Source organism: Micromonospora sp. NPDC005171, assembly GCF_040608575.1.
Lineage (GTDB): Bacteria > Actinomycetota > Actinomycetes > Mycobacteriales > Micromonosporaceae > Micromonospora.
In genome coordinates this window covers 83,983-109,201 of the sequence record NZ_JBEXIM010000014.1, presented here as the reverse complement: position 1 = coordinate 109,201, position 25,219 = coordinate 83,983, and the positions used below count along the sequence as shown (strand labels likewise).

The following is a 25,219-nucleotide window of genomic DNA, read 5'->3' as shown; positions in this document are numbered from 1 at the left end:
CCCACCGCTCATCCCACCAGGGCCGCCCGGAGACGGCCCTGGTGGGATGCGGAACTAGTTGCCCAACGTGACGTGGAGAATTTTCTCGTTGCTGTTGTTCGGGGTGCTGTCCTTGTCCCCCTGGTTGGTGGTGGTCAGCCACAGGCCGCCGTCGGGAGCCGGCTCCACCGTCCGCAACCGACCGTAGGTGCCGCTGAAGTACGTCTGCACGTTCGTCAGGCTGCTGCCGCTGATCACCGCGCGGTACATCCGAGCGCCCCGGGCGCAGGCCACGTAGAGCGCGTCGCGGACGATCGTGATGCCGGAGCAGGACCCCTCGGCGGTCGGGTAGGTACGCGCCGGCGCGATGAACCCGGCCGTACCGCAGGAGCCACTGGTGCCCTCGCACGCCGGCCAGCCGTAGTTTCCGCCCTTGGTGATCAGGTTGGTCTCGTCCATGATCGAGTTGCCGAACTCCTGCTCCCACAGCCGACCCTGCGAGTCGAACGCCAGCCCCTGCGGGTTGCGGTGGCCGTAACTCCACACGTAGTTGCCGAACGGGTTGTCCGAGGGGACGGTGCCGTCCGGATTGAGTCGCAGGATCTTGCCTTCGAGGCTGGACCGGTCCTGGGCGTAGTTGCCGTTCTGCGCGTCGCCGGTGCTGGCGTACAGCTTGCCGTCCGGGCCGAACCGCAGCCGGCCGCCGTCGTGGTACTTGTTACGCCGGATGCCGGTGAGGAGCACCTGCTCGCTGGCGGTGTTGAGTCGCCCGTTCTCCAGCCTGATCCGGACGATGCGGTTGTCGCTCGGCGAGGTGTGCATGATGTACAGCCAGCGGTCGCTGGAGTAGCTGGCCGAGATGGCGAGCCCCAGCAGGCCGCCCTCACCGTCGGTGCTCTGCACGTTCGGCACAGTGCCCAGGTTGGTCTTGGCCCCGGTGGTCGGGTTGAGCTGGATGATGTCGTGCGCGTCGCGGCGGTTGTAGAGCACGCTGCCGTCGGGCAACGTCACCAGACCCCACGGGATGTCGGTGTCGGTGCTGACCTGCCGCACCCCGCACACCGGGTTGGCGCACGCCGCACCTGTGGTCACCGACGCGGTGCCGCTGCGCGACGAGGCGTTGTCCTGCGCGTCCCGAGCCACCACGTAGTACTGGTAGGCGGTGTTCGCCGCCAGGCCGCTGTCGGTGAACGTGGTCGCCGGCGGCGCGCCGGTGACAGTGCCCACCTTCACGCCAGCCCGGTAGATGTCGTACGCCCGCACCCCGATGTTGTCGGTCGACGCCGTCCAGCGCAGCGTCACGGTGGTGCCCGAGGCGGTGCCGGTGAGCTGCTGCGGCGCGGTCGGTGGCTGAGTATCGGCCTGGCAGGGCGGTGGGGTGATCGAGACGGTGGCACTGGCCTGCGACACGTTGCCGGCGGCGTCGCGGGCGTTGACGTACAGGCCCCAGGTCGCCCCGGCCACCACCGTCAGGTTGGTGGAGAGCGTCGTGCCGCTCACCGACGTCATCAGCTGGCCGTCGTGGTAGATGTCGTAGAAGGCCACCGCGACGTTGTCCGTCGAGGCGTTCCACGCGAAGGTCACCGAGTTGCAGGTCAGGCCGCTCACCCGTGGGCTGCCCGGCGTCGTCGGCGGCTGGGTGTCGGCGCTGCCGAAGGACGTCGTCCAGCGCTGGTTGGACTGCCCGTTGCAGGTCCAGAGACCGACAGTGGTGCTGTTGGCGGTGCCCGCGCCGGACACGTCCAGGCACAGGCCGGACTGGACCCCGACGATGGTCCCGGAGGTGGTGATCCGCCAGCGTTGGTTGGCGCCGCCGGTGCAGCCGTTGATCTGCAGCGCGGCCGGGGCGGTGGTGTCCTGGCCGACCACGTCGAGGCACATCGTGTCGTCGTAGACCCGCAGCTCACCACTTGAGGTGAAGGTCCACGCCTGGTTGGCCTGGCCGTTGCAGTCGTAGATGTTGATGCCGGCACCGGCGGTTCTGACGTTGCCGACCACGTCCAGGCAACGGCCGCTGGCCACGCCGACGACTGTCGACGATGCCGCGGCGGACGCCGGCACACCAACAGCCAGGCTCAGCAGCGTCACCGCCGCCATCGCCGCCGGCAACAGCCGCCGTCGTGGGCGTGGGTTTCCTCGCGCGATGACTCGCATCCGTCCTCCAGGGGTCAGGGCATCGACCGGCCCACCCAGACGACCAAACGTCCGACCACGCCGAACAAGCACATCGACCATCAAAGATGCGTTTGCCGCCCAAGTCAAACGATGTCCCTCGATCGGGGGGCAAACCCGCAGGCCGGGCCGGCCACCAGACGCTGCTGCCCCACCATCGGCGCACCCGGCCCTCCTCCTCAGGTCGTAGGCGCAGTGCCGTCCCGCGCCAGATGGCTGAGGGCGATCACTCGAACAGGCTTGTGTCAAGGCATCGGGTGACGCCGCACGGATCTGCTCCGGACACCCGTTCGCCAGGAAAGGCACTGGCAGACGATGCGCTCTCTTCCCCTCATCGCACCCGGTTCACCCCGACCGGGGCGGCCCGTCGTCCGGCTCGGCGCGGTGCTCGCGACCGTTGTCGTCCTCGCCGTGAGCGTCGCCGGCTGCGGCGCGCCGCAGCACAACCCCACACCGCACATCGACGCCCCGGCGGCACCCGCCGCCGCGAGCGGGACGGGTTCCGCACTGGCCGACACCGACGTCAACGCCTGGCTCGACGGTCTGCTACCGGCCGCGCTCGACCGCACCGGCATCGCGGGAGCCACCGTCGCCGTCGTGAACAACGGCAAGATCGTCACAACCCGGGGGTACGGGTACGCCGACACCGGTGACGGGGACAGCGGGGCGGTTCCGGTCGACCCGGACTGGCATCTGTTCCGGATGGGATCGGTGTCGAAGCTGGTCACCGCCACCGCTGTGCTGCAACTCGTGCAGAGCGGCAAGCTCGACCTCGACACCGACGTCAAGACGTACCTCGATTTCGAACTGCCCCGCCACTACGAGCGGGCCATCACCCTGCGGCACCTGCTGACGCACACCGCCGGCTTCGAGGAGCGGATCGCCGGCCTCATCGGCACCGACAGCGGCGACCTCAACCTGCGCAAGGCGCTGATGACCGACCCACCGGAGCAGATCTACCAGCCGGGCACCGTTCCCGCGTACTCCAACTACAGCAACGCGCTCGCGGGCTACATCGTCGAACGTGTCAGCGGGACGCGCTTCGAGGAGTACGTCCAGCGCAACATCCTGGACCGCGCGGGCATGCCGTCGTCGACGTTCGAGCAGCCACTGCCGGCCGCGCTGCGCGACCGGATGTCCAACGGGTACGACACCTCCGCCGGGCCGGCCGCGCCGTTCGAGATCGTCGGCACGCCCCCGCCCGGTGCGCTGAGCGCCCCGGCGACGGACATGGCGCGATTCATGCTCGCCCAGCTCGGCGAGCCGGTGGGCTTCGCGCCCCTGCTGGACCAACCGACCCGCGAGCTGATGCAACGGCCGGCCCTCGACTCGACGTCGTTGGGCACGCTTGCCGACGGACCCCGGATGACCCTCGGCTTCTTCACCGAGGACCGCAACGGCCATCGGATCCTCGGCCACGGCGGCGACACCAAGTACTTCCACTCCCACCTGCAGATCTACCCCGACGACCGGGCCGGCATCTTCCTTTCCCTCAACAGCAACGGCTCCGGCGCCCTCGACAGCCACGAGCTTCGCGAGTCGGTCGTGAACGGCTTCGCCGACCGCTACTTCCCCGCCCCCGGCGACCAGCCGACCGCCGGCGTGGACCCGGCGACAACCGCCAAGCACGCCGCGCTGGCCGCCGGCACGTACGAGTCCTCGCGAGCGATCCGGAGCAACTTCCTGACGGCGATCGGCCTGGTCGGACGGACCACTGTCAGCGTCGCCGACGGCGACCGGTTGCGGTTGGAACCGGGCCCGCTGTCGGACTCCCCCGCCCTGTACGAGGAGGTGGCGCCCTGGGTCTGGCGCGAGGTCGGCGGCCAACGCAGCATCGCCATGCGGGCCACCGACGACCGGGTCGAGGCGATCAGTTTCGACTCCGCGTTCGCGTTGCTGCCGGTCGAGCCCGCCCGCGCCTCCACAGTTGCCGTGCCGGTGCTGGCTCTGACGACAGTCGTGCTGCTCCTCACCGTGCTGTCCTGGCCGGTCGGTGCGATCGTCCGCCGTCGGCTCGGCCGCGCGCCCCGGGAGCGGGCCGGGCGAACCGCGCGGATCCTGAGCCGCCTCGCCGTCGCCGGCACACTGCTCGCCTTCGCCGGTTGGGTGCTGAGCATCGGCAGCATCATGAGCCTCCAGGACGTTCCCGGTGGCGTCCTGCGCACCATCCAGGTGCTGCAACTGGTCGGTCTGCTCGGCGTGCTGCCCGCCGCGGTCCGGCTGGTCGACGACGTCCGACGGCACGTCGGCTGGCGACGGATCGCCGGCAGCGGCCTGATCCTGCTCGCTCTCGCCGGCGCGGGCTGGTTCGCCATGGAGTTCCACCTGCTCGCGCCTAGCATCTCCTACTGACCCGCCCGACCCGGGACGATCCGGAGCAAGGATGCGCACCGCATGAGGGACCACACCGAGACCGAACCCGGCACCCCGCGCCTGACGAAGTGGCTCGACGGACGTCTCACCCGGCTCGGGGTGACCGGGGTGTTCCGCCGGGACTGCCTGCTGGCCGCTGCGCTCACCGTCCTGACGTTCGTGCTGCTGACGGTGCTGCTCTGGTTCGTGGCACCGGCGGACGGAGTGTCGTTCGAGCCAGCGCGGGCCTGGCTGCTCGTCGCCATCTGCTGCGCGCAGACGATGCTGCTGTGCCTGCGCCGGGTTCGGCCACTGCTCTGCCTCGCGCTCATCGTCGGCCTCCAACTGCCCATCATCGGCGTCTCGCTGCCCGAGGCGACCGTCCGGGGCATCGCCCCGTTCGTGGTCGCGTACACCGTCGGGTCGTTGCTGCCGGTTCGGCGTGCGTTGCAGGCCGTCGGCGCGGTCGTGGTGGTGGAATCGATCGGGGCGGCCGTCGTGGTGACCCCGGATCTCCTGACGGCCGTCGCGTACGTCTCGGCGAGTGCCCTGACCTACGCCGGCGCGACCTTCGTCGGCGGCTACGTGGCCACCTACCGGCGCTACGTGGAGTTGGTCCGGGTGCGGGCGGACGAGGCGATCCGCGAGCAGCGCACGAAGGTCCAGGCGGCGATCGGCGCGGAGCGCTCCCGGATGGCCCGGGAGTTGCACGACGTGGCGGCGCACCACCTCTCCGGCATGGTCGTGCAGGCGGCGGCGGTCGAGCGGTTGATCGACCGGGACCCGGCCGCCGCGAAGGCCGGCGTGGCCTGGATCCGGAGCCAGGGCAAGGAGACCCTGGACAACCTGCGGCTGGTCGTCGGTGTGCTGCGCGGCAGGCCGGGGCACGAGGGCGGCGACGGTGCCGCCCCGGTGCCGGGGCTGGGCATGCTCGACGACCTCGTCCGCACCGCGGGCGACCTCGCCGGCCCGGTGGAGTTCGTCCGGGAGGGTAAGCAGCGCGAGGTGTCGCCGATCGCCGACGTCGCGCTCTACCGGATCGCGCAGGAGTCGCTCAGCAACGCCCGCCAGCACGCCCCGGGCGCTCCGGTGCGGGTGGTGCTCCGCTTCGAGCCTCGCGCGGTGTCGCTGAAGGTGGTGAACGAACCCGCCGCGCCGCGACGGGTGCCGGCGGCCCGGACCGGCGGCGTCGGGTTGGTGGGCATGCGCGAACGGGCCCAGTTGATCGGGGCCACGTTCACGGCCGGCCCGACGGCGGCCGGTGGCTGGTCGGTCGCCGCGACCCTCCCGACGAACGGTCCCGCCACCTCCCGACCGAAGGAAGAGGCAGCAGCGTGATCAGAGTGATGCTCGTCGACGACCAGGCGGTCGTCCGCGCCGGCTTCCGCGTCATCCTGGAGCAGGCCGGCGAGATCGAGGTCGTGGCGGAGGCGTCGAGCGGGTCCGCCGCGGTCGAGCTGGCCCGCCGGCTGCAACCGGACGTCATCTGCATGGACGTCCGGATGCCGCACGGCGACGGGCTCACCGCGACCCGGCAGATCGTCGCCGAGGCGACCGGGACGCCACCGGCGGTGCTGGTCGTGACGACCTTCGACCTCGACGAGTACGTCTTCGGCGCGTTGGAGTCCGGCGCCAGCGGGTTCATCCTCAAGGACTGTGAGCCCGATGACCTGATCGAGGCGATCCGTCGCCTCGCGAGCGGGTACGGGCTGGTCGACCAGGCCGTCACCCGGCGGGTGATCTCGGAGTTCGCCAGGCGTACGCCCGCTCCCCGCTCCGACGCGGTGTCGGCGCACCAACTGACCGCGCGGGAGACCGAGATCGTGGAGCTGCTCGCGCAGGGCCTGTCGAACGTCGAGATCGCCGAACGGCTCTTCATCGAGACCAGCACGGTCAAGTCGCACCTCGGACGCGCGATGGCGAAGATTGGCGCACGGGATCGGCTGCAGACCGTCGTCTGGGCGTACCAACACGGGGTGGTCCACCGGTGACAGCGGCCCCGATCCGGTGCGCGGCGGCGGTTCAACCCCCGGTCGAGAGTGGACGTCGCCGGAGTACGATCCCGCTCGTACCGCTGGGGTGACCTCCAGCTGACGACCCCTCGATAGGAGCCAGGCATGGCCGGCCCGGACCCCGAACTCGCCGCGAAGCTTCAGCCCCACGTGCCGCACGCGGCACGGATCTGGAACTACTGGATGGGCGGCAAGGACAACTTCCAGTCCGACCGGGCGGCCGGCGACGCCGTCGCCGAGGTCTACCCGGAGATCGTCCTCATGGCGCAGCAGTCGCGCGTGTTCCTGGTGCGAGCGGTGCGTTACCTCGCGGCCGAGGCGGGCATCCGGCAGTTCCTGGACATCGGCACCGGCCTGCCCACCATGCAGAACACGCACGCGGTCGCCCAGGGTGTGGCGCCCGACTCGCGGATCGTCTACGTGGACAACGACCCGATGGTGCTGGTGCACGCGCGGGCGCTGCTGGCCAGCACGACGTCCGAGGGTGTCACCACCTACGTCCCGGCCGACTACCACGACCCGGAGAAGATCCTCGCCGAGGCGGCGCAGACGCTCGACTTCGACCAGCCCATCGCCGTGATGTACATGGGCGTGATGGGCTACGAGCCCGACCTGGACGTGGTGCGTTCGATCGTCGGGCGCACGATGGACGCGGTGCCGTCCGGCTCCCACCTGGTGTTCTGGGACGGCACCAACACCAGCCCGGCCGTGGTCTCCGGTGCCGAGCGGCTGGCGCAGAGCGGTGGGGTTCCGTACATCCTGCGCAGCCCGGAGGAGCTCGAGAGTTGCTTCGACGGTCTGGCGATCGTGGAGCCGGGCCTGGTGCCGATCCCGCTGTGGCGACCGGAGAGCCCCGACGCCGTCGGGATCGACGCCTACGGCGCGGTGGCCCGCAAGCCCTGATCGAGACGACGTCCGCCCCGCTCCCGCCATCGCGGCGAAGCGGGGCGGACCCCGTTCACCGCGCGCAGGTCAGGGTCAGGTCGTCGGGCACCGCGCTGGTCGTCACGAGCAGACCGAACGTCGTCGCCCCGTCCAGCGCCAGCGTGCCGTTGTAGGAGGTGTTGCGGACGCTGACGTCGGCCCCGGCCGTCTCGGCCACCCCACCCCAGGCCGTCTGGATCCGCTCGTCACCGGACCACCGCCAGGAGACGCGCCACTGGTCCAGCGGCAGCGTCCCGGTGTTGCGGACGGTGACCGTCGCGACGAAGCCACTGCCCCAGCGGGCGTCGATGGTGGCCGTCGCCCGACAGCCGGTCAGCGGGGCGGTCCGCGCCGACCCGATCATGTATGGATCGCGCTTACCGTCGGGGTCGCTGAACCGGTACCAGTACTCGGTGTCGGGCGTGAGACCTCCGATGGTCACCGTGCCGCTGCGCTCCGGCCCGGAGACGGCCTCGGCCATTGGCGTCCGCCACTGTTGGGCGTCCTCGCGGCTGGCGAAGAGGCTGACCGTCATCGGCGGGTCGTAGCCGCAGGGCGGGCGAAAAAAGATCGAGTACGAGATGGTCACGCTCGTGGTGGTGACCCCGGCGACGCTCGCGGTGATCGGCAGAGCCGGCGGGCAGGTCGGCGTCGGTGTCGGTGTCGCCGACGGCGTTGGCGTGGGTGTCGCTTCGGCGGCGGTGGTCGTCCCGGCCCAGGCGGCCACCGCCATGGTCGTGACAGCGAGGAACATGCGGAGCATCGGTACCTCCGTGGTTGCCGGGCACCGATGACCGAGGTGGTAGCCGGTGCCGCGCTCGGGTGCCGGTCGCCGACGAGGGCTGCCCGGCACGGGTGACGTGGTCACCTCGCGCGCCCCATGGACCGGAGGAGAACTGGTGCGCGCTGGCTCCCCGAGCACGACCGAACCACAGCATGGCAGCACAACAACATCGATACAACCTGATCCCGATCCTGTCGAACATCGTCCGCTTCCTCGTCGCCGCACTGACACCCGCTGGGCGTTCGAACCCCGAATGATCTATTGCGATCTATTCATTCGGACACGGGAGCACACCATGCTCGACGCAAACAGCACTACCCGTCGGCCCCGGGGAGTGCGGGCACTGATCGCGGCAGGCGCTGCGGCAGTGCTGACGGCCGCCGCACTGGCCGCGGCAACCCCCGCCGACGCCGCCGTCGGCCGGGCCGAGCTGGCCCTGCGCTGGGCGCCCATCCACTACCAGGACGTCGACGCCACCGGCAACCACGCCCTGAGCGGCCAGTCGGACTACCTCGCCCGGGTCGACTTCGACGGCGACCTGGACGGACGCAACAACTGGGACCGAGCCGGCCAGGCAGGCACCGCACTCGCCGCGCACGTCTACTACTCAGTGGTGGAGACGAGCACCCACTGGTACATCACGTACTTCTTCTTCCACCCGCGCGACTGGACCGACCACCCGTTCTTCGAGACCGAACACGAGAATGACGGTGAGGGCGCGCTGTTCGCGATCGAGCGCGACGGCTCCACGTACGGTGTTCTCCGCTCGGCGGTCACCGTCGCGCACAGTGACTTCTTCTCCTACACGCCGACCGGCAGCACCTGGACCAGCGGCGGGGAGAGCATCGACGGCACCCTGCGGTTCCAGGCGTCACCGCACGACACGTTCCAGCACCCGGTGACGGCGCAGGAGGCACAGGGCCACGGCCTCAAGGCACACCCGCAGTACGACATCAACGGCGACGGCCTGGTCTACTACCCGTCGACAGTCGCCGAGACGCCGAGCAGCAGCAACGACCGCGACGTGCGGTATCAGCTGATCGACATCTTCGCCGGCGGCGGCCTGTGGGCGCAGCGATCCACCGCGAGCCTCTTCGCCAGCCTGGGCACGTTCGCCGGTGACACGTCCGGCGACTGCGGCGTCGGCACCTGGAGCTGTTCGACCAACTCGGCGAACGCGCCCTGGGGCTGGGACGACGGCAACGACGCCCCCGCGCGTGGCGAGATCGCCAGCGACCCGGCGAAGCTGTCGGCCGCGTACTTCACCGTGCCGACCGGCCTGTCACGCACCTACAGCTACAACCCGTACGCCGGTGCGGCGGCGGCGCTCGCCGAGGCGGCGAGGACAGCTCCGCCGACGGTCGACTGATGCCCTCGTCTCCCCGGGGTCGGACCGTGCTGGTCCGTCACCGGGGAGACGGGATCGACCCGCACCCGGTCGCTCTCGATCAGTGCTTGCCCACGAAGATCCCGATGCCGTTGGCGACCATTCGCTCCGTACCGTCGGACGGGCTGTTGCGGGCGGTGGCCGCGGCCTGGCCCGGCTCGCGGACGGCGACGGTGCTCGAACCACCGCCGTCAAGGTTCACGGCGGCGTCCGCGCCGAGTGAGCGCATCAGGTCGGCCAGTTCGGCGATCGTGAACCCGGCGCTGGCCGGGGCGCGGCCAGCCAGGGCGACCAGGTACACGGTCCGCCCGTCGGGGCTGACACCGGCCGAGCTGCGTACCGCGGCGGTCTTCGTGTCCAGACCGGTCAGCGGCGTACCGTCGCGCAGGATCGGCGCGCCACCGACCGCGAAGGTCAGCTTCGGCTTGCCGGCGGAGACCAGCTTCTCGCGCACCTGCACCTGGTCACCGACGGCGAGGTCGTCGAGCGCGTCCGCGCCGCCCTCCCGGCCGACCAGCACCTGGGTGCCGACCGGGATCGCGCCCGCACCGGGCGTCGGACCCACGGCGGTCACCACGCCGTCGCGTACGGTCACCTCGTAGGTGTGGGTGCTGCACGGGTCGCTGCGGCTGGTGTCGGTGCCGCAGGTGGCCCGGACACGCGAGGCGGTCCCCCAGTCGGCCGTGAACAAGCCGACGCCGTCGACCGGGAGCGCGTACTGGTTGAGGCCGCCCAGCGCGATCGTGCCCTTCGTGCTGCGCACCTCGCCGTCCAGGCTCAGGGTGTCGACGCGTGCCTGGCCGTTCACGCCGACGCCGAACACGTCCCGGGTCGAGGTGCCGGGGGCGAGGCTGGGGCCGAAACGCTGCGCGGTCGGTACCGCGAACTTCAACTCCTCGCCGTCGGCGATCTCCGGACCGGACGACGAGTAGGTCGGGGTGACGCCCGCGTGCGTCTCACTGTTGTTGAAGAAGTCGCCGTTGACGCCGGCGACGGCACCCTGCTCGTTCGTCATCGCCGAGACGACCTTGCGTTGCGCCACCGCCTCGGGGTGCAGCAGGTCCAGAGAGACCTTGTTCTTCGACAGGTCGGCCGTGAGGAGGTAACCGACGGTGACGCCCCGCGGCGTGGTCACCTGGAACGAGTCGTACCTGACGCCCGGGGCGAGCTGCTCGGTCGAGGTGACGGTGATCGGGGTGGCCGTCGCGGGTACGGTGGCGGTCGCGGCGTGGGCGACGCCGGCCGGCGTCACGAGCGCGGTCAGCCCCGCCGCGAGCAGCAGCGCCAGCCGTGGGCGTACGAGGTGTGGTGACCTCATTGCCGCTCCTTTCCTGATGCGTTCCTGGCCTGGGCCGGGATGGTCGAGCCGGGCCGGTGGTTGACCGAACCAGCGATGATCTTCCTGGTCAGCCGATCATCCGGGAGTGAACACGCGAGGCTCCGGACGTGAACCGTCCGCACCATCTTGATCAACTGCCGGAGCGGGTCGGGAGGGTCGACGGAGGTGAGCGCGGTCCCCGGGGGTGCCAAAAAGTTTTGTGCACTTCCTACAACTGAGGGACCGTGGGTTCGGTGGTTGCGCCATAGCGCTCGCCGCCGTCACCCGGAAGGGTGATCACTGTTGGGAGCCGTCGTCTCCCGGCACGCAGGTCGAGGTCTAGCTAAGGGGTTCTTCGGGTGTTCAACCGTGTCGCCATCGTCAACCGTGGTGAAGCCGCCATGCGGCTCATCCACGCGGTCCGCGAGCTGGCCGCGGAGACCGGCATCCAACTCGAAACCGTGGCTCTCTACACCGATGTCGACCGCAACGCCACGTTCGTCCGCGAAGCGGACATCGCCTACGATCTCGGCCCGGCATCCGCCCGCCCGTACCTCAACCTGGCGGTGCTGGAGCGCGCCCTGACCGAGACCGGAGCCGACGCCGCCTGGGTCGGCTGGGGCTTCGTCGCCGAGGATCCGGCGTTCGCCGAGCTGTGCGAGAAGATCGGCGTCACCTTCGTCGGACCGAGCCCGGACGCCATGCGCCAACTCGGCGACAAGATCGGCTCGAAGCTGATCGCCGAGAAGGTCGGCGTGCCGGTCGCACCGTGGAGCCGTGGTGCCGTCGAGACCCTGGACGCCGCACGCGCCTCGGCAGCCAAGGTCGGCTACCCGCTGATGCTGAAGGCGACAGCGGGCGGCGGCGGGCGCGGCATCCGCGTGATCAGGAACGAGGCCGAGCTGGTCGACGCCTACGAGCGCACCAGCCAGGAGGCGGCACGGGCGTTCGGCAGCGGCATCGTGTTCCTGGAGCGCCTGGTCACCGGGGCTCGGCACGTCGAGGTCCAGGTGATCGCCGACGGGCAGGGCACCGCGTGGGCCCTCGGCGTCCGCGACTGCTCCGTGCAACGACGCAACCAGAAGGTCATCGAGGAGTCGGCGTCGCCGGTGCTCGACCCGGCGCAGGCCGCCGAACTGAAGACGTCGGCCGAGCGGCTGGCCATCGCGGTCGGCTACCGAGGCGCGGCGACAGTCGAGTTCCTCTACCACCCCGGCGACCGGTTGTTCGCTTTCCTCGAGGTCAACACCCGCCTGCAGGTCGAGCACCCGATCACCGAGCTGACCACCGGGTTCGACCTGGTCAAGGCGCAGCTGCACGTCGCCTCCGGCGGCCGGCTCGAAGGTGCGCCGCCGGCCGAGCGCGGACACGCCATCGAGGCGCGGCTCAACGCCGAGGACCCCGACCGCGACTTCGCGCCCTCGCCCGGCCGCATCGCCCGCCTCGACCTGCCCAGTGGCCCCGGCATCCGGGTGGACACCGGCGTCAGCGAGGGCGACACCATCCCGGCCGACTTCGACTCGATGATCGCGAAGATCATCGCGTACGGTCGCGACCGCGACGAGGCGCTCGGCAAGCTGCGCCGGGCGATGGCGAACACCACGGTGATCATCGAGGGTGGGGCCACGAACAAGAGCTTCGTGCTCGACCTGCTCGACCAGCCCGAGGTGATCGACGCCAGCGCGGACACCGGCTGGATCGACCGCGTCCGCGCCGAGGGCCGGCTCGTCACGCACCGCCACTCCGCGGTCGCCCTGGCCGCCGCCGCCATCGAGTCGTACGAGGAGGAGGAGCGCGTCGAGCGGCAGCGACTGCTGTCGACGGCAGCCGGCGGGCGCCCCCAGGTGCAGCACGCCAGCGGCCGACCGTTGGACCTCAAGCTGCGCGGCGTCAGCTACCGCACGCGGGTGGCACGCGTCGGCGCGCACCGGTTCCGGGTCGGCATCGAGACCGGCCCCGTCGTGCGCACCGCCGACGTCGAACTCGACCGCTTCGACCGGCACACCGGTCAGATCGTCGTCAACGGCATCCGCTACCGCCTGCTCACCGGCACGTACGGGCCGACCCACCTGGTCGAGGTGGACGGTGTGACGCACCGGGTCAGCCGGGACGAGGGTGGCGTCCTGCGCTCCCCGATGCCCGCGCTGGTCGTCGCCACTCCGCTGGAGGTCGGCGCGGAGGTCGAGGCGGGCGCGCCGGTGCTGGTGCTGGAAGCGATGAAGATGGAAACGGTGCTGCGGGCGCCGTTCAAGGCGCGGTTGAAGGAGTGCGCCGTCTCGGTGGGCAGCCAGGTGGAGGCGGGTGCGCCGCTGCTGCGCCTGGAGCCGCTGGCGGACGACGCCGAGGAGACCGCTGCCGACCCGGGCACCGAGACCGTCGAACTGGATCTGCCCACCTCGGCCGCGGACATCCCGGCGGACGAGCGCAGCAGGCGCGGTCAGGAGGATCTGCGGGGTCTGCTGCTCGGCTTCGACGTCGACCCGCACGACGACCGCCGGGTGCTCGACGGCTACCTCACCGCACGGCGGGAGGCCGCCGAGGCCGGTCAGCGGCCCCTGGCCGCCGAACTGGACCTCATCGAGGTGTTCGCCGACCTTGCCGAACTGAGCCGCAACCGGCCGACGGGCGAGGACGGCGGCGCCGCGCACGTGCACAGCGCCCGGGAGTACTTCCACACCTACCTGCAGAGCCTCGACGTCGAGCGGGCCGGGCTTCCGGACGCCTTCCAGACCAGGCTCGGCAAGGCGCTCGGCCGGTACGGCATCACCGACCTGGATCGCACCCCCGCCCTCGAAGCCGCCGTCTTCCGGATCTTCCTCGCCCAGCAGCGCGCCTCCGCGGACGCGCAGGTCGTCGCGGCGCTGCTGCGCGTCTGGCTGCGGGAGACCCCGCCGGACGAGACGCTGCGCGAGCCGGCCGGTCTCGCCCTGGAGCGGTTGATCGCCGCGACGCAGGTCCGCTTCCCCGTGGTCGCGGACCTCGCCCGCGGCGTGGTGTTCGCCTGGTTCGCCCAGCCGCTGCTGCGCCGCAACCGCGCCCGCGTCTACGCCGAGGTCCGTGGGCACCTGCGGCACCTGGACGCACACCCGGACGCGCCGGACCGCGCCGAGCGCATCGCCGAGATGGTGCGCAGCACCGAGCCGCTGGTCCGGCTGCTCGGTCAGCGGCTCGTCCGCGACCACCTCGACAACGCGGTGATGTTGGAGGTGCTGACCCGGCGGTACTACGGCAACCGGTCGCTCATCAGCGTGCGTACCCGCGGGGTCGCGGACTGCACGTTCGTGGTCGCCGAGCGCGCCGACTCGAGTGTGGTCTCCGCGGCGGTGAGCTTCGACGCCCTGGGCAGCGCCCTGCGCGGGCTGGCCGAGTTGGCCAGCGGCGAGGACGCCGTGGACGCCGACATCTACCTCGGCTGGGAGAACCAGCCGGAGGACTTCGACGCGATGGCGGCGGCGCTGGCCGAGGTCATCGCCGCCCACCCGCTGCCGCCCCAGGTGCGTCGGGTCACCACCACCGTCGCGGGTCGCGGCGGGGCGGTGATGCACCACCACTTCACCTTCCGCCCGGCCGGCTCCGAGTTGACCGAGGACCGGCTGATCCGCGGGCTGCACCCGTACATCGCGCAGCGGATGCAGCTGGAGCGGCTGCACAAGTTCGACCTGACCCGGCTGCCGTCGTCGGACGAGGAGGTCTACCTCTTCCAGTGTGTGGCGCGGGAGAACCCTGCCGACGAGCGCCTCGTCGCATTCGCGCAGGTGCGGGACCTGACCGAGCTGCGCGAGCAGGACGGCCGCCTGGTCGCGCTGCCGACGACCGAGGACGCCATCGCCGCCTGCCTCGACTCGATCCGCCGCGCCCAGTCGCGACGGCCGTCGAAGACGCGCTTCAACACCAACCGGATCGTGGTCTACGTGTGGCCGCCGAGCGAGCTGACCCGCGAGGAGATGGAGATGATCGCCGGGCGGGTCCGCCCGACGACAGCGGGCGCCGGCCTGGAGGAGATCCTGTTCATCGCGCGCCAGCGCGACCGCCGGACCGGCGAGCTGACCAGGATCGCCGTACGGATCTCGTTCGACGCCGCGGGCGGCGCCGAACTGGCCGTCGGGGAGCCGCCGGTCGAGCCGATCGAGCCGCTCGACGAGTACCGGCTCAAGGTGCTGCGGGCCAGCAGCCGCAACACCGTGTACCCGTACGAGCTGACCGGCCGGCTCGGCGATTTCGTCGAGCACGACCTCGACGCCGACCACGCGTTGGTGCCGGTGGACCGGCCGAAGGGGCGCAACAGCGCCGCCATCGTCGCCGGGGTGGTCACCACGCCGACCGAGCGCTACCCCCAGGGTGTCACCCGGGTGGTGCTGCTCGGCGACCCGACAAAGTCGCTGGGCGCCCTGTCCGAGCCGGAGTGCCGGCGCGTGATCGCCGCACTGGACCTGGCCGAGCAGATGCAGGTGCCGCTGGAGTGGTGGGCGCTTTCCGCCGGTGCCCGGATCTCGATGAGTTCCGGTACGGAGAACATGGACTGGGTGGCCGCGGCGCTCAAGCGGATCGTCGAGTTCACCCAGGCCGGCGGTGAGATCAACATCGTCGTCGCCGGGATCAACGTCGGCGCGCAGCCGTACTGGAACGCCGAGGCGACGATGCTCATGCACACCAAGGGCATCCTGGTGATGACGCCCGACTCGGCGATGGTGCTCACCGGCAAGCAGTCGCTCGACTTCTCCGGTGGCGTGTCGGCCGAGGACAACTTCGGCATCGGCGGCTACGACCGGGTGATGGGGCCGAACGGGCAGGCGCAGTACTGGGCGCCGAACCTGACTGCCGCACGGGACGTGGTGATGGCGCACTACGACCACACGTACGTCGCGCCCGGCGAGGACGCGCCCCGACGGGCGATCACCACCGACCCGGCCGACCGCGACATCTCCGCCTTCCCGCACGACGTGGCGGGCAGCGCCTTCGCCACCGTCGGGGAGATCTTCTCCGTCGAGTCCAACCCGGACCGCAAGAAGCCGTTCGACATCCGGACGGTGATGCGGGCCCTCTCCGACCAGGACCACCCGGTGCTGGAGCGCTGGGCCGGCATGGCGGACGCGGACACCGCCGTCGTGCAGGACGTCCACCTCGGTGGCATCCCGGTCTGCCTGCTCGGCATCGAGTCCCGGTCGGTGCCGCGGCACGGCTTCCCGCCCACCGACGGCCCGGACACCTACACGGCGGGCACGCTGTTCCCCCGCTCGTCGAAGAAGGCCGCACGGGCGATCAACGCGGCCAGCGGCAACCGGCCGCTCGTCGTGCTGGCGAACCTGTCCGGTTTCGACGGCTCACCGGAGTCGATGCGGAAACTGCAGCTGGAGTACGGCGCCGAGATCGGCCGGGCGATCGTGAACTTCCGGGGCCCCATCGTCTTCTGCGTGATCTCGCGCTACCACGGCGGCGCGTTCGTGGTGTTCTCGAAGGCGCTGAACCCGAACATGACGGTGCTGGCGCTGGAAGGCTCGTTCGCCTCTGTGCTCGGTGGCGCACCCGCCGCCGCTGTGGTGTTCTCCGCCGACGTCAACGCCCGTACGGCGGCCGACCCGCGGGTACGCGACCTGGAGGCCCGCACCGCCGCCTCGGCTGGCACCGAACGCGCCGCGCTGACAGCGGAGCTCGACGAGCTGCGCTCGTCGGTGCGCGCGGAGAAACTCAGCGAGGTGGCCGCGGAGTTCGACCGGGTGCACAACATCCACCGCGCCGTCGAGGTCGGCTCGGTGGACGCCGTCATCCGCGCCGCCGAGCTGCGTCCGCGCATCATCGAGGCCATCGAGGCCCGCCTGGGGTGACCCACCGGGACCAAGCGGGCGGGCCCGGTTCCTCGACGTCGAGGAACCGGGCCCGCCCCCGTTTCAGGTGGCGTGCCGCAGCAGTTCGTGGAGGAACGTGACGACCTCGTCGGGGGTGAGGTCCATGGCGTTCTCGCCGACGCTGACCTCGAACGAGCACCGGTCCGGCGCCGGCGCCGACCGGACCCGGCCGAACAGCTCCACCCCCTCGGCGGCGAGCAGGGCGTCGGCGGCCCGCGTCGCGGCTTCCGGGCCGATCGGGAGGTGGACGTGGAACAGGGGCGTCTGCGGCGGGTTCGGGAAGGCGCGGGCCACCCCGTCGGCGTTGATGGCTGCCGCGATCGCCACCGCGTGCTCCCGGTGCGCCGACAGCCGGGGCAGCAGGGTGTCCAGTCCGTGCAGTGCGGTGAGCGCCAGCGGCCACGCGTCGTAGACGTCGCCGCCCAGCCGGCGGCGCCACACCCGGGCCTCGGCCACCAGGGCGGCGTCTCCGGCGAGCGCGGCACCGCCGACGCTCTGAAGTCCCTTGTAGAACGAGACGTACGCGGTGTCGAACAGCGCGGCGATCTCGGCGAACGGCCGCTGGTAGTACGTCTGGGCCTCCCACAGACGCGCGCCGTCGAGGTGGATGGCGGCGCCACGCTCACGCATCGCCGTGGTCTGGGCGACGAGGTCGTCCCACTCCGGCAGCAACCCGCCGATGTCCCGTTGCGGCAGCTCCCAGACCGCCACCGCGAGCGGTTCGGCGACGGCGGCGAGATCGGCCACTGTCATCAACCGGTGGCGGTCGCCGACCGGCTGGAAGCGCAGCCCGTGCACGGCGGCGTACCCCTGCTGCTCCCAGACCTCCAGGTGACACTGCGGATGGGCGGCGAAGGCCCGCCTGCACCGCCGGTCGGCGTGGACGCGCAGGGCCACCTGCTGGGCCATCGTCCCGGTTGGGAAGAACAGGGCTTCGTCGGTGCCGAGCAGGCTTGCCACCCGCCGTTCGAGGACGGCCAGCGGCCCGTCCGGTCCGTTCGGCGGCGTGGCCGGGTCGACCTGGGCCAGCATCGACCGCAGCAGGTCGTACGGCCGACGGCGCACATCCGAGTGCAGAAACAGGGAACGCCGCACACTCATTGCGGCAGTATCCACCCACAGCTGGTGCGTCGCTCGTGGCTCGGGTCGGTGTCGGCCTGCCAGGCGGCGATGAGATCCTCGCGCGCCCGGGCGACCCGGGAACGGATGGTGCCGACCGGGCACTGACAGACGTCCGCCGCCTCGGCGTAGGACAGGCCGAGCACCTGGGTGGCGACGAACGCCTCGCGGCGCTCCCGGGTCAGCCCGGCGATCATCTGGTGCAGGGTCACACCCTCGTCGGCACCGGCGGTGATCGCACCGGCGGCCTCGGCTGCCACCTGCCAGTCCGGCACCGACGCCATCCTCGGCCGGGCCACCGCCGTCCGGACGTGGTCCACGGCAACGCGCCGGGCGATAGTGAACACCCAGGTGCGGGCCGACGAACGGCCGGCGAAACCGGGCAGGTTGCGAATTGCCCGCAGGAACGTCTCCTGGGTCAGGTCGTCGGCCTCCCCCGGCCCGGCCAGGTGCGACAGGAACCGCCAGACCTGGTCCTGTATTGCCCTGATGAACGCCGTGGCGGCCTGCCGGTCACCCTGCCCCGCCTCCCGTGCCCACCGGGTCACCTGGTCGTCGTCAGCGACGCCGTTTCGCACAGACCACCGTCCGGTGTGCCACGGGGCGCTCCTTCATGCCGAGATGCCGTCGTCGGAACACGGCCAATCGGCCGCGCACTCTGGTGGTCGCCGCCGAGCCCGGAAAAGTTCCCGAGGTTTCCACGTTCGACTGATCTCGCGGATGTGCGAGGTGACGGGAACCGGGTCCGCTCAGCTCGGGACGGGCTGGTCCGCGCTCTCGCGTTCCCTCGGGACCACCGGGTCGGGCATGCGCCACGAGCGCCACAGCCGGCTGTACCCACCCCCGGCCCTGAGCAGCTCGGCGTGCGTGCCGTGCTCGGCGACGCGCCCCTGGTCGAGGACGACGATGCGGTCCGCGGTGGCCGCCTGGCTGAGTCGGTGGGCGACGATCAGCGTGGTACGCCCCTCGGTGGCCGCCACGGCGGCCCGGTCGAGGTCACGCGCGCCCGCGCTGCCCGCCTCGGCGGTGGCCTCGTCGAGGACCGCGACGGCCGGATCGGCGAGGATGAGGCGGGCCAGCGCGAGCTGCTGGGCCTGGGCCGAGGTGAGGTGCCGCCCACCCTCCCCCACCGCTGTGGCGAGCCCGTCCGGCAGGGTCCGCACCCACTCGGTGGCGCCGACGAGGTCGAGCGCGGTGGCGATCTCGGCGTCGGTGGCGTCCGGGTCGGCGAGGCGCAGATCGTCGACGAGCGGCCCGGCGAAGACGTGCACCTCCTGGCTGATCAGGGCGATCTCGCGACGGAGGCGGTGCTCGTCGAGCTGTGCCAGCGGCACGCCGCGCAGGGTCACCGCACCGTGGGTGGGCGCGATGATCCCCGCGATGATGCCGGCGAGGGTGCTCTTGCCCGCGCCGCTCGCGCCGACCAGGGCGACGCGCTCCCCGGGTGCGAGACGCAGTGCGATGTCCCGCAGCACCACCGGCCCGTCGTCGTAGCGGTGCTGGGCAACGGTCACCTCCAGTGCCGCCGGTACGGCCCGATCGTGGCGGGTGGGCTCGGTGCCGACGGCGGCCGCGGTGTCCGGCAGGGTGGTGACCCCGACGAGTCGGGCCAGGCTGGCCCCGGCCTGCAACACCGAGTCCGACTCGAACAGCAGCAGGCCGATCGGGTTGAAGAGGCGGTGGAAGTAGAGGGCGGCAGTGGTGGCGGCGCCGACGGTGGCCAGGTCGCCGCGCACCAGCAGGAAGCCGGCGAGCAGCACGGCGGCGAGCCCCACGAACTCCGAGCGGTTGATCCGCAGCCCGAAGCGGGTGTAGAGACCGAAGATCTCCAGCGACAGGTCGCGGGCGACGCCGGAGCGCTCCGCGATTCGGGCGACGTGGGCGTCCTCCATCCGGTAGGCGCGCACTGTCGCCGCACCCCGCAGCGCTTCGGCCGTCGCCTGCGCGCGCTCGCCCGTCGCCACCCGCTCGCGGGCGTAGTACGGCACCGAACGCTTGAGGTACCAGCGCAGCGCCACCGCGTATGCCGGGGCCGCGACCAACCCGGCGATGCCGAGCCGCCAGTCGAGGGCGAAGAGCCCCGCTGCGGTGAGCACGACGGACAGCAGCGCGCCGAGGAAGGCGGGGCCGCTGGTGGCAGTCACATTCGTCACCACTGCCACGTCGTCGCCGGCACGGGCCACCAGGTCCCCGGTCCCGGCTCGCTCCAGGGTGGCCGACGGCAGGTGCAGGGCGCGGTCGAGGACCCGCTCCCGGAGTCGGGCCAGCACGGTCTCGCCGAGGCGCGCGGCGACCGCCGCTCCGACAGCGGTGAGGAGCCCCGCGAGTACGGCGGCGCCCGCGATCACGCCGGCCCAGGCGATCACCCGAGGCGTGTCGGTCCCGGCGATGACGTCGTCGACGAGGCGGCCGAGGACCCAGGGGGCGACCAGCCCGGTAGCGGCGGCGGCGACCAGCAACGTGCCGGCGACGGCGCTGGGCCCCGGCAGGAGCGCCAGCTCGGTACGGAGGGCCGCCCAGGTCTGCCGGCCGGTGGCCGTCGGCAGCAGGTGCCGGGTGATCGGCTCGGACGTCATCGCAGGGTCTCCTCCCGGTAGCGGGCGTCGCTGCCGAGCAACCGCTCGTGCGGGCCCTCGGCGACGATCCGTCCGCGATCGATCACCGCCACCCGGTCGGTGATCCGCAGCAGCGCCGGGCTGGTGGTGATCAGCACCGTGCCACGGGTGCCCGCCGCGCGGGCCTCGGCCAGCCGGGTGGCCAGCAACCCCTCGGTCACCGCGTCGACAGTTGTGGTGGGGTTGTGCAGCACCAGCACCGGCGGGTCGGCGACGAGCGCCCTCGCCAGCCCGATCCGCTGTCGCTGCCCACCGGAGAGGTTCGCCCCGCGTTCGGTGAGCAGACGGTCCAAGCCGTGCGGGTGCGCGGCGAGAACGTCCTCCGCGGCGGCGGCCCGCACGGCGGCGTGCAGCACCTCGTCGTCGACGGAGGCGCCGGCGCTGAGATTGGCGCGCAGCGTCCCCTCGAACAGCGCCACGTCGTGCTGCTCAACCAGGACGACGGCGCGCGCGGCGTCGATGTGCAGCTCGTCGGCGGGCACGCCGTCGACGCGGAGGGACCCCCGGTGGTCGGCGCGGGGCACCCGGCCGGCCAGCAGCGCGACCAGCGCCTCGGCCTCGCTCGGGTCGTAGGCGAGCACGCCCAGGATCTCACCGGCGCGCACGCGCAGGCTGACGTCGTCAAGGCCCGCGTACGAGACCCCGTCGAGGGCGAGCCGGGACGGGCTCGGGGCGGGCGGCCCGGCGTCGCCTGGCTGGACGACCGGCGCGGCGCCGAGGACCCGGGCGACCCGCCCGGCGGAGGCTCGGGCCATGGCGAACAACTGGACGCAGTACCCGAGCGTCTGCACCGGCTCGGCGATGAACTGGGCCAACCCGACCACGGCGACGAGTTCGCCGATGGTGAGCCGGCCCTGCAGCGCGAGCCAGCCGGCGGCTCCGGCGACAGTCGCGAGGAAGAGACCGTTGACGGTCGTGGTGAGCCCGAGGTGCAGGCCCTTGGTGGTGGCGGCGCGCAGGGTGACGTCGAGGGCGTGGCGGCTGGCTCCGGCGTACCGGCGGGCCGCGTGGTCCTGTGCGCCGATGCCGCGCAGCACGCGCAGGCCGGTCACGAGGTCGACGGCGAGAGCGGTGGTGGCGGCGAGCGCCTCCTGCTGCGACGTGCTGCGCCGGGTGAGCAGCGGCGCCATCCGCTGGAGGGCGACGACCAGCAGGGGTACGCCGACGAGCACCCCGAGGCCGAGCGGGACGTCGACGACGAGCAGCGCGACGGCGGCGACCACGATGGCGGTGAGCGCCGCGGCGGTGAGGCCGGCGACCCGCACGACGAGCGCGGACAGCTCGGCGTCGGAGGCCGTCACGGACAGCAGTTCGCCGTCGCGCATACCCGAGCGGCGTCCACGCGGGTCGAGGGCGCTACGGACGATCTCGACCCGGGTGGCGTGCGCCTCGTGTTCGACGGCGGCGAATGCCAGTCGCGCGCCGGCCCGGTAGGCGAAGGCGAGCACTGTGAACAGGGCGGCCAGGCCGGCCAGCGAGAGCAGCAGGGCGCGGACGTCCCCGGTGGCCACCGCACGGTCGATGACCACGCCGATGGCCACCGGGACGAGGGCTTCGGTGGCCTGGTGGGTGCAGAGCAGCGCGATGCCGGCGGCCACCCGGGCGCGCTGTCGACGCAGCGCGCGACGGAGCACCACACCACCTGTGGTCTCGGCGACTGTCATGCTCGGATCGGTGCGGGCACGGCGGCGGACTCCACTTGCTATTAGGGCAGGCTAACCTAACATGCGCCCGGAGCGGAGTTGGATGTGCGGTCCCGGTGCTCCCCCACCGGCACCGAACGGGGCAGGTCGAGGCCCTTGACGGCCGCCGCGACCAGGGCCCCCGGGGCCAACGACACATCGAGGACGAGCACCGCCTCGTCCGGCTCGGCCGGTTCCAGCGTGGCGAGCTGCGACTCCAGCAGACTGGCCGGCATGTAGTGCCCCTCGCGCTGGGTCAACCGGGCTCGGATGACCTCCGCCGGCCCGTCCAGGTGCACGAAGTCCACCCGGAACGGGCCGGCGCGGAGCACGTCCCGGTACGACCGCTTCAACGCCGAGCAGGCAAGCACCGTCGAGCGCCCCTCCGCGCCGCGATCGGCGATCCACCCGGCGACGTCCCGCAGCCAGGGCCACCGGCTGGTGTCGTCCAGCGGTACGCCGGAGCGCATCCGTGCCACGTTCTGCGGGGAGTGGAACTCGTCCGCCTCGGCGAACGTCAGCCCGGTCGCCGCGCCGATCCCGCGCGCCACAGTGGTCTTGCCGGCCCCGGAGACGCCCATCACCACGACGTGCCGGGTCGGCCGGGCGCCGCGCCGCTCACCAGTCATGAACCGTGCCGTCCTGAAGTCGGTTGAACGGCAGGTACGCCGGCTCGTACGGGAACCGGGCCGCCGCCTCCTCGTCGAGCTCCACCCCGAGTCCCGGTTGGTCGCCGGGGTGCAGGTAGCCGTCGGTGAACGTGAACGACTGCCGGAACACCTCGTTGGCCAGCGGGGTGTGCTTCATGTATTCCTGGATCCCGAAGTTGTGGATGGCCAGGTCCAGGTGCAGCGCCGCGGCCATGCCCACCGGGGAGATGTCGGTGGGGCCGTGAATGCCGGACTTGATCTGGTACTGGGCGGCGAAGTCGAGCAGCTTGCGCATGGCGGTGATGCCGCCGGTGTGGGTGACAGCAGACCGGACGTAGTCGATCAACTGCTCGCGGATCAGGGTCTGGTAGTCCCACACCGTGTTGAAGACCTCACCGATGGCCAGCGGGGTGGTGGTGTGCTGGCGGACCAGCCGCAGCGCCTCCTGGTTCTCGGCCGGGGTGCAGTCCTCCAGCCAGAACAGGTCGTACGGTTCCAGGGCCTTGCCGAGCTTTGCGGCCTGGATCGGGGTCATCCGGTGGTGACCGTCGTGCAGCAGCGGCAACTCCGGGCCGAACTCGTTGCGCACCGCCTCGAAGACCGACGGCAGGTGGCGCAGGTACGCGCGGGTGTCCCAGTCCTCCTCGGCGGGCAGCGGGGTGCGCTGCGCGGGCTCGTAGTCGTAGCGCTGGCCGGTGGCGCTGGGCTGCGCGGCCACGCCGTAGACCGCGTTGATCCCCGGCACCGAGGTCTGCACACGGATCGACCGGAAGCCCTCGTCGAGGTGGCGGCGGATCGAGTCGAACAGCTCGGGGAGGTCCCGCCCCGACGCGTGCCCGTACGCCATGATCCCGGTGCGGGACGCGCCGCCCAGCAGTTGGTACAGCGGCATGCCGGCGGCCTTGGCCTTGATGTCCCAGAGTGCGACGTCCACGGCCGCGATGGCCGCCATGGTGACCGGGCCGCGCCGCCAGTACGCCGAGCGGTACAGGAACTGCCAGGTGTCCTCGATCCGGTGCGGGTCCCGCCCCATCAGCAGTGGGGCGACGTGGTCGCGCAGGTAGGAGGCGACGGAGAGCTCACGGCCGTTGAGCGTGGCGTCGCCCAGACCGGTGATGCCCTCATCAGTGGTGATCTTGAGGGTGACGAAGTTCCGGTCGGGGCTGGACACGATGACGTCTGCTGCGACGATCTTCACGGGGTGCCTTTCGTTCTTGCCGGTCGGGGTCTCACCACTCCGCGTAGGAGCCGTCGGGGTGCCGCCAGGTCGGGCTGCGCCAGGCGTGCCCGCGCTTGTCCGCGGTCCGCACCGCGTGTTCGTCGATCTCGATGCCGAGACCGGGCGCGGTGAACCGCTGCACGTACCCGTCGACGAAGGTCAGCGGCGTCTGGTCGAGGCAGTAGTCGAGCACCTCGGCGCCCTGGTTGTAGTGGATGCCGATGCTCTGCTCCTGGATCAGGAAGTTGGGCGTGGCGAAGCCGACCTGGAGGCAGGCGGCGAGGGCGATCGGCCCGAGCGGGCAGTGCGGGGCGAGCTGCACGTCGTACACCTCGGCCAACGTGGCGATCTTGCGAACCTCGGTGATGCCGCCGGCGTGCGCGAGGTCCGGCTGGGCCACGGCGATGCCGGCCTGCAACACGGGCAGGAACTCCTGCCGGCTGTATAGCCGCTCCCCTGTCGAAACCGGGGTGGTGGTGCAGCGGACGACCTCGCCGATCAGGTGCGAGTTCTCCGGCACCACCGGTTCCTCCAGGAAGAACGGCCGGTACGGCTCCAGGAGTGGGGCGACCCGCCGGACGTTGGCGAGGGTGAATCGCCCGTGGAAGTCGACAGCGACGTCGCGGTCGTCGCCGAGGACCTCGCGGGCGACGGCCACCCGCTGCACCACCGCGTCGAGGTCGGCGACCGAGGCGAGCGCGCCCATCCGCCCGGATGCGTTCATCTTCACCGCCGTCAGGCCCGCCTCGATCCGGGCGCTGATCTGGTCGCGGATCTCGGCGGGCTCGTCACCGCCGATCCAGCCGTAGACCCGGATCCGGTCCCGGACCGGCCCGCCGAGGAGCTGGTGCACGGAGGCCCCGTAGTGCTTTCCGGCGATGTCCCAGAGCGCCTGGTCCAGACCGGACACCGCGCTGGCCAGGATCGGGCCGCCCCGGTAGAAGGAGCCCTTGGTCAGCACCTGCCAGTGGTCCTCGATGCGCAGCGCGTCCCGGCCCGTGAGCAGCTCGCCGAGCTGATGGACGGCCGTGCGTACGGTCTCGGACCGGCCCTCGCAGGTCGCCTCGCCCCAGCCCACGATGCCGGACTCCGTCTCGACCCGGACGAACAGCCAGCGCGGCGCGACCAGGAAGGTCTCCACAGTTGCGATAGTCGTCATGACC

The 25,219-nt window shown here is 71.7% G+C and carries 16 protein-coding genes; 6 read left to right on the top strand and 10 right to left on the bottom strand.

Annotated elements, in window-relative coordinates; all coding sequences use genetic code 11:
• Nucleotides 1-54: 54 nt before the first annotated feature.
• Complete coding sequence (locus tag ABZU74_RS18975; protein WP_355425274.1) at nucleotides 55-2,133, bottom strand: PQQ-dependent sugar dehydrogenase; 2,079 nt, start codon at nucleotides 2,131-2,133, stop codon at nucleotides 55-57.
• A 333-nt stretch (nucleotides 2,134-2,466) separates the two neighbouring features.
• Between ABZU74_RS18975 and ABZU74_RS18970 the strand changes: the two genes are divergently transcribed.
• From ABZU74_RS18970 to ABZU74_RS18955, 4 genes are all read left to right on the top strand, one after another.
• Nucleotides 2,467-4,503 (top strand): serine hydrolase domain-containing protein, encoded by a 2,037-nt coding sequence (locus tag ABZU74_RS18970; protein ID WP_355425271.1) that lies wholly within the window; start codon nucleotides 2,467-2,469, stop codon nucleotides 4,501-4,503.
• Between the two features lie 42 nt (nucleotides 4,504-4,545).
• Nucleotides 4,546-5,841 (top strand): histidine kinase, encoded by a 1,296-nt coding sequence (locus ABZU74_RS18965; RefSeq protein ID WP_355425268.1) that lies wholly within the window; start codon nucleotides 4,546-4,548, stop codon nucleotides 5,839-5,841.
• A gap of 8 nt (nucleotides 5,842-5,849) precedes the next feature.
• Nucleotides 5,850-6,494, top strand: a complete 645-nt coding sequence (locus ABZU74_RS18960; protein ID WP_355425359.1) for a response regulator transcription factor — start codon at nucleotides 5,850-5,852, stop codon at nucleotides 6,492-6,494.
• Nucleotides 6,495-6,620: 126 nt separating this feature from the next.
• Complete coding sequence (locus tag ABZU74_RS18955; protein ID WP_355425265.1) at nucleotides 6,621-7,418, top strand: SAM-dependent methyltransferase; 798 nt, start codon at nucleotides 6,621-6,623, stop codon at nucleotides 7,416-7,418.
• A gap of 55 nt (nucleotides 7,419-7,473) precedes the next feature.
• Here ABZU74_RS18955 and ABZU74_RS18950 read toward each other — a convergent pair whose 3' ends face one another.
• Nucleotides 7,474-8,202 carry a cellulose binding domain-containing protein gene (locus tag ABZU74_RS18950; RefSeq protein WP_355425262.1) on the bottom strand — a complete coding sequence of 243 codons (729 nt, stop codon included), beginning with the start codon at nucleotides 8,200-8,202 and terminating at the stop codon, nucleotides 7,474-7,476.
• 316 nt (nucleotides 8,203-8,518) lie between these two features.
• Here ABZU74_RS18950 and ABZU74_RS18945 point away from each other — a divergent pair, with 316 nt between their 5' ends.
• Nucleotides 8,519-9,592, top strand: a complete 1,074-nt coding sequence (locus ABZU74_RS18945; RefSeq protein ID WP_355425259.1) for a hypothetical protein — start codon at nucleotides 8,519-8,521, stop codon at nucleotides 9,590-9,592.
• Nucleotides 9,593-9,671: 79 nt separating this feature from the next.
• Here ABZU74_RS18945 and ABZU74_RS18940 read toward each other — a convergent pair whose 3' ends face one another.
• Nucleotides 9,672-10,928, bottom strand: coding sequence for a phosphodiester glycosidase family protein (locus ABZU74_RS18940; protein ID WP_355425256.1), 1,257 nt, complete (start codon nucleotides 10,926-10,928; stop codon nucleotides 9,672-9,674).
• Nucleotides 10,929-11,287: 359 nt separating this feature from the next.
• Here ABZU74_RS18940 and ABZU74_RS18935 point away from each other — a divergent pair, with 359 nt between their 5' ends.
• Entirely contained in the window at nucleotides 11,288-16,750 is a 5,463-nt protein-coding gene (locus ABZU74_RS18935; RefSeq protein WP_355425253.1) for a carboxyl transferase domain-containing protein, read from the top strand.
• A 63-nt stretch (nucleotides 16,751-16,813) separates the two neighbouring features.
• On the opposite strand, the gene ABZU74_RS18930 is transcribed toward ABZU74_RS18935, so the two are convergent.
• From ABZU74_RS18930 to dgoD, 7 genes are all read right to left on the bottom strand, one after another.
• A complete protein-coding gene (locus ABZU74_RS18930; RefSeq protein ID WP_355425251.1) occupies nucleotides 16,814-17,872 on the bottom strand; it encodes a beta-eliminating lyase-related protein in 1,059 nt (352 codons plus the stop codon).
• A complete protein-coding gene (locus tag ABZU74_RS18925) occupies nucleotides 17,869-18,468 on the bottom strand; it encodes a sigma-70 family RNA polymerase sigma factor (protein WP_355425249.1) in 600 nt (199 codons plus the stop codon). Before ABZU74_RS18925 ends, ABZU74_RS18930 begins: the two co-directional genes overlap by 4 nt.
• A gap of 171 nt (nucleotides 18,469-18,639) precedes the next feature.
• Nucleotides 18,640-20,466: an ABC transporter ATP-binding protein gene (locus tag ABZU74_RS18920; RefSeq protein ID WP_355425246.1), complete on the bottom strand. Its 1,827-nt coding sequence runs from the start codon at nucleotides 20,464-20,466 to the stop codon at nucleotides 18,640-18,642.
• Nucleotides 20,463-22,169 carry an ABC transporter ATP-binding protein gene (locus ABZU74_RS18915; protein WP_355425243.1) on the bottom strand — a complete coding sequence of 569 codons (1,707 nt, stop codon included), beginning with the start codon at nucleotides 22,167-22,169 and terminating at the stop codon, nucleotides 20,463-20,465. The genes ABZU74_RS18920 and ABZU74_RS18915 overlap by 4 nt, the downstream gene beginning before the upstream one ends.
• Before the next feature lie 56 nt (nucleotides 22,170-22,225).
• Entirely contained in the window at nucleotides 22,226-22,816 is a 591-nt protein-coding gene (locus ABZU74_RS18910) for a gluconokinase (RefSeq protein WP_355425240.1), read from the bottom strand.
• Nucleotides 22,806-24,035 (bottom strand): D-mannonate dehydratase ManD, encoded by a 1,230-nt coding sequence (manD, locus tag ABZU74_RS18905; protein ID WP_196923737.1) that lies wholly within the window; start codon nucleotides 24,033-24,035, stop codon nucleotides 22,806-22,808. The genes ABZU74_RS18910 and manD overlap by 11 nt, the downstream gene beginning before the upstream one ends.
• Nucleotides 24,036-24,066: 31 nt before the next feature.
• Nucleotides 24,067-25,215 carry a galactonate dehydratase gene (gene dgoD, locus ABZU74_RS18900; protein ID WP_355425237.1) on the bottom strand — a complete coding sequence of 383 codons (1,149 nt, stop codon included), beginning with the start codon at nucleotides 25,213-25,215 and terminating at the stop codon, nucleotides 24,067-24,069.
• Nucleotides 25,216-25,219 lie beyond the last annotated feature (4 nt).